Origin of the sequence: Streptomyces sp. NPDC059037 (genome assembly GCF_042740015.1) — a bacterium.
Taxonomy (GTDB): domain Bacteria; phylum Actinomycetota; class Actinomycetes; order Streptomycetales; family Streptomycetaceae; genus Streptomyces.
On record NZ_JBHYIG010000382.1, the window covers coordinates 1 to 7,946 of the forward strand.

Annotated in this window: 5 protein-coding genes; 2 read left to right on the plus strand and 3 right to left on the minus strand. The window is 69.2% G+C overall.

Features of this window, described 5'->3' with window-relative positions; genetic code table 11:
• Window positions 1-366: 366 nt before the first annotated feature.
• A complete protein-coding gene (locus tag ACFWY6_RS42465; protein ID WP_384702354.1) occupies window positions 367-1,374 on the minus strand; it encodes a stage II sporulation protein M in 1,008 nt (335 codons plus the stop codon).
• Between the two features lie 89 nt (window positions 1,375-1,463).
• Between ACFWY6_RS42465 and ACFWY6_RS42470 the strand changes: the two genes are divergently transcribed.
• Window positions 1,464-2,405: an RDD family protein gene (locus ACFWY6_RS42470; protein ID WP_384702357.1), complete on the plus strand. Its 942-nt coding sequence runs from the start codon at window positions 1,464-1,466 to the stop codon at window positions 2,403-2,405.
• A gap of 7 nt (window positions 2,406-2,412) precedes the next feature.
• On the opposite strand, the gene ACFWY6_RS42475 is transcribed toward ACFWY6_RS42470, so the two are convergent.
• On the minus strand, window positions 2,413-3,027 hold the full coding sequence (locus ACFWY6_RS42475; RefSeq protein WP_384702359.1) for a hypothetical protein: 615 nt from the start codon (window positions 3,025-3,027) through the stop codon (window positions 2,413-2,415).
• 827 nt (window positions 3,028-3,854) lie between these two features.
• Window positions 3,855-5,312, minus strand: coding sequence for an adenosylhomocysteinase (ahcY, locus tag ACFWY6_RS42480; RefSeq protein WP_384702362.1), 1,458 nt, complete (start codon window positions 5,310-5,312; stop codon window positions 3,855-3,857).
• Between the two features lie 458 nt (window positions 5,313-5,770).
• On the opposite strand from ahcY, the gene ACFWY6_RS42485 reads away from it, so the two are divergent.
• Window positions 5,771-7,837: a fructose-specific PTS transporter subunit EIIC gene (locus ACFWY6_RS42485; protein WP_384702365.1), complete on the plus strand. Its 2,067-nt coding sequence runs from the start codon at window positions 5,771-5,773 to the stop codon at window positions 7,835-7,837.
• The last annotated feature ends 109 nt before the right edge of the window (window positions 7,838-7,946 follow it).

Here is a 7,946-nt window from a genome sequence, read left to right on the forward strand (position 1 = left end):
TCCTCCGGGCGCTTCCCTTCGGTGTTTCTTTTGTTCTTGCGTTTCCGACTCTATCAGACTCTTTCGTGTCCGATTTCCTCGGTGCCTTTCAGGTTTCCGCTCCGGCCTCTCGGCCTTTCGCGTTTCCCTTTCCGGCGGCTCCGACTTTATCAGAAGTTTTCCGCCGGACTGACCGGCTCGGAAGTTCCGATTTATCGGGAGTGGCTTCTTGCTTGATGAAATTCAAGAAGCAGGCAGATGTTAACTGCCGCCACTGGACTTGTCCAGTTCTAGGCAACTGTTCGAATCTACCTCCCCAGTCCTTCCGTGTCAACGGTTTTCTTGGGGCGTCGAGGAGACTAGCAGGTCAGCGGGGTCGTACGCACATCACGCGGCGGTCGGAACCTCCGCGCTGCGTTCCGTGGGGTCCAGGTCGCCGGTGGCGCCGGCGCGTGCCGCTCTGCCGCCCAGGAGATAGACGTACGCAAGGAATGCCAGTTCAGCGGCGATTCCGATGGTGATGCGGGCCCAGGTCGGCAGGCCGGAAGGGGTGACGAAGCCTTCGATGGCGCCGGAGACGAAGAGGACCAGGGCCAGGCCCACCGCCATGCCCAGGGCTGCTCGGCCTTCCTCTGCGAGTGCCGTGCGGCGCGTTCGAGGGCCCGGGTCGATGAGGGTCCAGCCGAGGCGCAGGCCGGTACCGGCGGCTACGAAGACCGCGGTCAGTTCCAGGAGGCCGTGCGGCAGGACAAGGCCGAGGAAGGTGTCCAGGCGCCCCGCGGAAGACATCAGGCCGATGCCCACGCCCAGGTTGAGCATGTTCTGGAAGAGGATCCAGATGACCGGGAGGCAGAGGAAGCCGCCCAGGACCAGGCACATCGCCGCTGCCTGGGCGTTGTTCGTCCAGACCTGGGCGGCGAAGGATGCCGCGGGGTGGCTTGAGTAGTACGTCTCGTACTCGCCGCCGGGGCGGGTGAGCTCGCGCAGTTCTCCGGGGGCGGCGATCGAGGACTGGACTTCGGGGTGTGTGGCGATCCACCAGCCGATGACGGCCGCGAGGAGCGTCGAGAGGAGTGCGGTGGGGACCCACCAGTGGCGGCTGCGGTAGACCGCTGCCGGGAAACCGTGGGTCAGGAAGTGGGTCGCGTCGCGCCAGGAGGCGCGGCGGGTGCCTGTCACCGCGCTGCGCGCGCGTGCCACCAGGTGTGTGAGGCGGCCGGTGAGCTGTGGGTCCGGGGCGCTGGACTGGATGAGGGAGAGGTGGGTGGCCGTGCGTTGGTAGAGGGCGACGAGTTCGTCGGTCTCGGCTCCGTTGAGGCGGCGCTGGCGGCGCAGCAGGGCGTCGAGTCGGTCCCACTCGGCTCGGTGGGCGGACACGAAGACGTCGAGGTCCATCAGGTGGCTGCTCCTCGTACTGCGGCGCGATGCTGCCTCAGCTTGGCAGACTGGCCATTCCTAGGGCAGGGCAGGGAAGGGCGGCTGGCGTGAGTGAGCTTGTGACGGGCGAGGCGGTGGCGCTGGAGTTGCGCCCTGCGAAGCTGCCGAGCCGGGCGCTCGCCGTACTGATCGACCTGCTGGTGGCCTGGGCGGTCTATCTGGGGGTGACCGTGGCGATCGTCGCCTCGACGTCCTCGTTGGACGACGCGGCGGCCGCGGCGATCGCTGTGGCCACCTTCGTACTGATCCTGGTCGGTGGGCCGATTGCCGTGGAGACGCTCAGTCATGGGCGGTCGCTCGGGAAGATGGCGTGTGGGCTTCGGGTGGTGCGGGACGACGGGGGGCCCATTCGCTTTCGGCACGCGTTGGTGCGGGGGGCTGTCGGGGTCGTCGAGATTCTGCTGACCTTCGGGGTCGTCGCGTGTATCGCCTCGTTGGTGTCGGCGCGTGGGCGCCGCCTCGGGGATGTGTTCGCGGGGACGCTCGTCGTGCGGGAGCGGGTGCCTGCGGGGCGCGCGGCCTTTGTTCCTCCGCCGCCGCCCTGGCTTGCGGGGCGGTTCTCCGGGCTCGATCTGTCGGGGGTGCCCGAGGGGCTCTGGCTCGCCATTCGGCAGTACCTGACGCGGATGGGGCAGTTGGATCCGCAGGTGGGGTGGGCGATGGCGGAGCGGCTGGCCGGGGATCTCGCGGCGCGGACGGGGGCGCCTGCTCCGCAAGGGGTTCCGCCGGCCGCGTACTTGGCCGCCGTGGTGCAGGAGCGGCAGGCTCGTGATGCGCGGCGGGCGTTCGGCGGGGGTGCGGCTGGTCCGGGGCATGCGACGCCAGAGGGCGCTGTGGGGTACCCGGGCGGTGTTGTGCCGCCGGTTTCCGCCTCTCCCCCGGCTCACGCGGCGTACCCGGCTCGGCCGACTGCCGCGGTCCGTCCGGTGGTCGGGCAGGAAGGTGCTGAGGCCGCGCCGCCGAGCACGGGGTTCGTGCCGCCCGCGTAGGGCGAGGTCAGGCGAACGTCGAGGGTGGGGTTTCGAGGTTCTCGAGCTCGATGCCGGGGGCGGAGAGGACCACGTCGCCGGTGATGTGTACGGCGTGCTGTTCGCCGGTGTCCAGGGCTGTGACCTGGTATTCGTCCACGGTCAGAGGGCCGTTGTCAGTGGCGTGTGCTTCGCTTTTCAGCAGAACCCAGGACTGGTCGAGGGTGCGGGGGGCGAGGACCGGGTCGGTGAAGGCGACGAGGCGGACGCGGGTCGCGGGGGAAGCGGGGGTGAGGCGCAGCAGGCGTGTGGTCGCGATGAGGAAAGCGGGGGATGTGCCGGTGAAGGCGTGGGCGGGGGCGTTGTTCTCGGTGGCATGGGCGCCGGTGGCGTCGGTGCGGACCCAGGTGACGCCGTCGATCGCGGCGGCGCGGATCTGCCAGTCCCCTGCGTGTAGTTCGAGGCGGATGGGGCGGCCGAGTTCGTCGAGGGCGAGGTCGACGGAACCGGTGTGTTCGCCTGACGGGGCGATCCGCTGGGAGACGTAGCGCCAGCCGGAGGGGCCGGGGGCGCAGTGGAAGTGTTCCTCACCGAGGGGGGTGTGGTCGTGCGGGTCGTGAAGCGAATAGTGGCCGCGGGGCATGGGGGTTCGGTCCTCGTCGGGGGCTGAGTTCTTGGCCGGGGCCAAGCCGGGGGCAGTGCTGTTGGCTGTCGGCACCATGGTGGCAGTGGCGGGGCTGGGGGCGGGGGCGCCCCTGGGTCGGGCCGCGCCGAAGAGGCTGGGGCTGGGCTCAGCTGGGGCGAGCTGGGATGGGATGGGATGGGATGGGGGCGAGTGACCCAGTCGGCCCGGCCCTCTTACGGGCACAGGCTTCTCCGGGGGTGGGCAGCCGGGTGGCCAGGCGAGCCGGGCGGTGTCGCTGGCGCAGGCCCCTCGGGGGGGGCAAGCCCCAGGGCCCGCAGGCCGAGTGACGAGTTGGACCGGCCGTCTCATGGGCACAGGCTTCCGGGGTGGGCAGCCGCGTGGCCAGGCAGGCCGGGCGGTGGACCCGGCGTCTCGCTGGCGCAGGCCCCCCGGGGGGCAAGCACCGGGGCCCGCAGGCCGAGTGACCAGTTGGACCGGCCGTCTTACGGGCACAGGCTTCCGGGGGGGCAACCCCCCGGGGCCCACAGGCCGAGTGGGCAGCTGGATCCGCCCCGATCTTCACGGGTCCGGGGACACCGCAGGGCGGCGCAGGCCGTGTGGCCGGCAGGATCGGTCCGATCTTCTCGGGGCCACGGATACCGCACGGCTGCGCACGCACCGGCCTGCGGGCGAGCAGACCGACCGGCCTTGCTCACAGGTCAGCGCCCCGCGAGATGGCGCGCCCCGAACATTCACGCTACTCCAACGGGCGCAGGCCCCCGCCCAGTTGGGCGAGGGCCTGCTGATGAGCGTGGTTGCCGGGTCAGGCCCGGAGACCGGCTCGGTCAGTAGCGGTAGTGGTCGGGCTTGTACGGGCCCTCTACCTCTACGCCGATGTACGCGGCCTGCTCCGGGCGCAGCGTCGTGAGCTTCACGCCGAGCGCGTCCAGGTGGAGGCGGGCGACCTTCTCGTCGAGGTGCTTGGGGAGCACGTAGACGTCGGTCGGGTACTCGTCGGGCTTGGTGAACAGCTCGATCTGGGCCAGGGTCTGGTCCGCGAAGGAGTTGGACATCACGAAGGACGGGTGGCCCGTCGCGTTGCCCAGGTTCAGCAGGCGGCCCTCGGAGAGGACGATGAGGACCTTGCCGTCGGGGAACGTCCAGGTGTGGACCTGCGGCTTGACCTCGTCCTTGACGATGCCGGGGATCTTGGCGAGGCCGGCCATGTCGATCTCGTTGTCAAAGTGGCCGATGTTGCCGACGATCGCCTGGTGCTTCATCTTGGCCATGTCCGAGGCCATGATGATGTCCTTGTTGCCGGTCGTCGTGACGAAGATGTCGACCTTGTCGACGACCTCGTCGAGCGTCGCGACCTGGTAGCCGTCCATCGCCGCCTGCAGGGCGCAGATCGGGTCGACCTCGGTGATGATCACCCGGGCGCCCTGGCCGCGCAGGGACTCCGCGCAGCCCTTGCCGACATCGCCGTAGCCGCAGACGAGGGCGGTCTTGCCGCCGATCAGGACGTCCGTGGCGCGGTTGATGCCGTCGATCAGGGAGTGGCGGCAGCCGTACTTGTTGTCGAACTTCGACTTCGTCACGGCGTCGTTCACGTTGATCGCCGGGAAGAGGAGGGTGCCGTCACGGTGCATCTCGTAGAGACGGTGGACGCCGGTCGTGGTCTCCTCCGTCACGCCGCGGATCTCCGAGGCGAGCTGGGTCCACTTCTGCGAGCCGTCGGTGATGGTGCGGTTGAGCAGCTGCAGGATGACGCGGTGCTCGTCCGACTCGGCGGTGTCCTCGGACGGGACCTTGCCGGCCTTCTCGTACTCGACGCCCTTGTGGACCAGGAGCGTGGCGTCGCCGCCGTCGTCCAGGATCATGTTCGGGCCGCCGGTGGGGGTGTTCGGCCAGGTCAGCGCCTGCTCCGTGCACCACCAGTACTCCTCCAGGGTCTCGCCCTTCCAGGCGAAGACCGGGATGCCCTGGGGGTTGTCCGGGGTGCCGTTCGGACCGACGGCGATGGCCGCGGCCGCGTGGTCCTGGGTGGAGAAGATGTTGCAGGAAACCCAGCGGACCTCGGCGCCGAGGGCGACCAGGGTCTCGATGAGGACGGCGGTCTGCACGGTCATGTGCAGCGAGCCCATGATGCGGGCGCCGGCCAGCGGCTGGGCGGCGGCGAATTCCTTGCGGATCGACATCAGGCCGGGCATCTCGTGCTCGGCGAGGGTGATCTCCTTGCGGCCGAACTCGGCGAGGGAGAGGTCGGCGACCTTGAAGTCCTGGCCGTTGATGAGAGTCGTCATGTGCGAGCTGCTCCTCGTGGGTAGATCGAGGGTGGGTGGACATGGCTGACCTGCGACAACGGCACAGAGGTGCACCGGTGCGCAGCAGCGCAGTCCGTCGGAGGCCCTCTCTCCCTCGGCCGGGGCGCGCGCGGACCGCCCGACCGCCATCAGCAGCGACGTCTGGCTCAGTCACAAAGCTACACCGATTGGCCGAGCCTGCCCCAGCCCGCCTCCGAACCCGCCGGTACGGATGGGGTGGTGGAACAGCCGGTACGGATGGGGTGGTGGAACAGCCGGTACGGACGGGGTGGTGGAACAGCCGGTACGGACGGGGTGGTGGAAGAAAGGCACACAGGCCCGGGCAGGACGGGACCTTTGCTCTTTTGATCCTCCCCGTATGTGTTGCAGGATGCCCTGAGATCGGGAACATTTGCGCGATCTTGTTTGACGAAGGCGTTAGGCGTTAGGAGATCCACGTGAACCATCCGGCCGATCCCCCCATAGGCGGTGGCGGCAGCGAGCGGACGAAGCTCAAGCTGCTCGCGGTGACCGCCTGTCCGACCGGTATCGCTCACACGTACATGGCCGCGGAGAAGCTCTCGCAGGCCGCGGAGAGCCTCGGCATCGACATGAAGGTGGAGACGCAGGGCTCCATCGGGGCCGAGAATGTCTTGTCTGACAACGATGTCAGGGAGGCCGACGGCATCATCATCGCGGCCGACAAGGACGTCGACCGCAGCCGGTTCGTGGGCAAGCGCGTGCTGTCCGTCGGCGTCTCCGAAGGCATCAGCAACCCCGAGCGGCTGATCGAGCAGGTGCGGACCGCTCCGGTGCACGGGGCCGGTGGCGGCGGTGGCGCCGCCGATCCGATCACGGGCGCAGGCGGCGGCAAGGAGCGCAGCGTCGCGTACAAGGCGCTGATGAACGGCGTCTCGTACATGATTCCGTTCGTCGTGGTCGGTGGTCTGCTGATCGCCATCTCGCTCTCGCTCGGCGGTCACACCGACCCCAAGGGCGGACTCGTCATCCCGGACGACTCCTTCTGGATGCATGTGAACCAGATCGGTGTCATCGGCTTCACGCTGATGGTGCCGATCCTCTCCGGCTATATCGCGTACGCGATCGGGGACCGGCCCGCGCTTGTGCCGGGCATGATCGGCGGCTGGATCGCCAACACCGGTGAGCTGTACGACTCCAAGGCGGGCGCGGGCTTCATCGGGGCCATCGTGACCGGCTTCCTCGCCGGCTATCTGGTGCTGTGGATCAAGAAGGTCAAGGTCCCCAAGTTCGCGCAGCCGATCATGCCGATCATCGTGATCCCCATCGTCGCGACCACGGCACTCGGTCTTTTCTTCATCTACGTCATCGGCAAGCCCATCTCTTGGGTCTTCGAGCATCTGACCGACTGGCTCAGCGGCATGACCGGGACCAGCGCGATTCTGCTGGGCGCGATTCTCGGGCTCATGATCGCGTTCGACATGGGCGGGCCGGTCAACAAGACGGCGTTCCTGTTCGGCGCGGGGCTCATCGCGACCGGCAACCAGACCGTCATGGGCATGTGCGCCGCGGCGATCCCGGTCATGCCGCTCGGGCAGGGTCTCGCGACGCTGATCCGCAAGCGGCTCTACAGCGAACAGGAGCGCGAGACCGGTTTCGCCGCCTTGTTCATGGGCTTGTTCGGGATCTCGGAGGGCGCCATTCCGTTCGCTGCCGCGCGGCCCGCGCAGGTCATCCCGGCGAACATGCTCGGCGGTGCCGTCGCCGGTGCGATCGCGGGGCTCGCGGGTGTCGAGGACGCGGTGCCGCACGGCGGGCCGATCGTGGCGGTCCTGGGTGCCGTCGGCGGCGTACCGATGTTCTTCATCGCGGTTGCCATCGGCACCGTCGTCACCGCGCTGACCACGGTCGCGCTGGTCGACCTCAGCGAGCGCAAGCGGCGCGGGGTTCCGCTCGTGGATGTGCCGGGCGGTCCCGAGCCCGAGCTCGTGCTCGCGGGGGCGGGGGCCGTCCCCACGGGTGGCTCCGGAGGTGGTCTGCAGAAGGATCCCGCCGCACCGGCCCCCGCCCCCTCCCCCAAGGACGAGGACGAGGTCCTCTCCGGCTATCTCACCCAGCAGACCGTGAAGGTCCAACTGGAGTCGGAGGACAAGGAGTCCGCGATCCGCGAGATGGCGAACCTCCTTGCCGCCACGGGCAAGGTCGCCGACGTCGAGGAGCTCGTGCGGACGGCGCTGCGCCGCGAGGCCCAGGGCACCACGGGGCTCGGCGAGGAGATCGCCGTCCCGCACGCCAAGACCGATGCGGTGACCTCGCCGGTCGTCGGGTTCGCCCGGTCGGCGGAGGGCATCGAGTGGGGCTCGCTCGACGGTACGAAGGCCAAGCTGATCTTCATGATCTCCGTGCCGGAGGCGGCCGCGGGCGACGAGCATCTGCGGATTCTCGCGCTGCTCTCGCGGAAGCTGATAGACACCGGGTTCCGGGCCCGCCTTGAGGCGGCGCCGGATGATGCGGCGATTCTCGATGTGCTGCGTGAGGTTCGCTGAGCGCTCCGCCGCCAGTGACACATCTGCGGGCCGTCCGTGGCTGGTCGCGCCCACGCGGCGGAGCCGCACATGTCACAGCCCCGCGCCCCCCAATGGGGGCGCCCGTTGG

What these genes read in the sequence shown, in the direction of transcription:
- ACFWY6_RS42465 (WP_384702354.1), bottom strand. Translation starts at nt 1,374, where the DNA reads ATGGACCTCGACGTCTTCGTGTCCGCCCACCGAGCCGAGTGGGACCGA.
- ACFWY6_RS42475 (WP_384702359.1), bottom strand. Translation starts at nt 3,027, where the DNA reads ATGCCCCGCGGCCACTATTCGCTTCACGACCCGCACGACCACACCCCC.
- ahcY (WP_384702362.1), bottom strand. Translation starts at nt 5,312, where the DNA reads ATGACGACTCTCATCAACGGCCAGGACTTCAAGGTCGCCGACCTCTCC.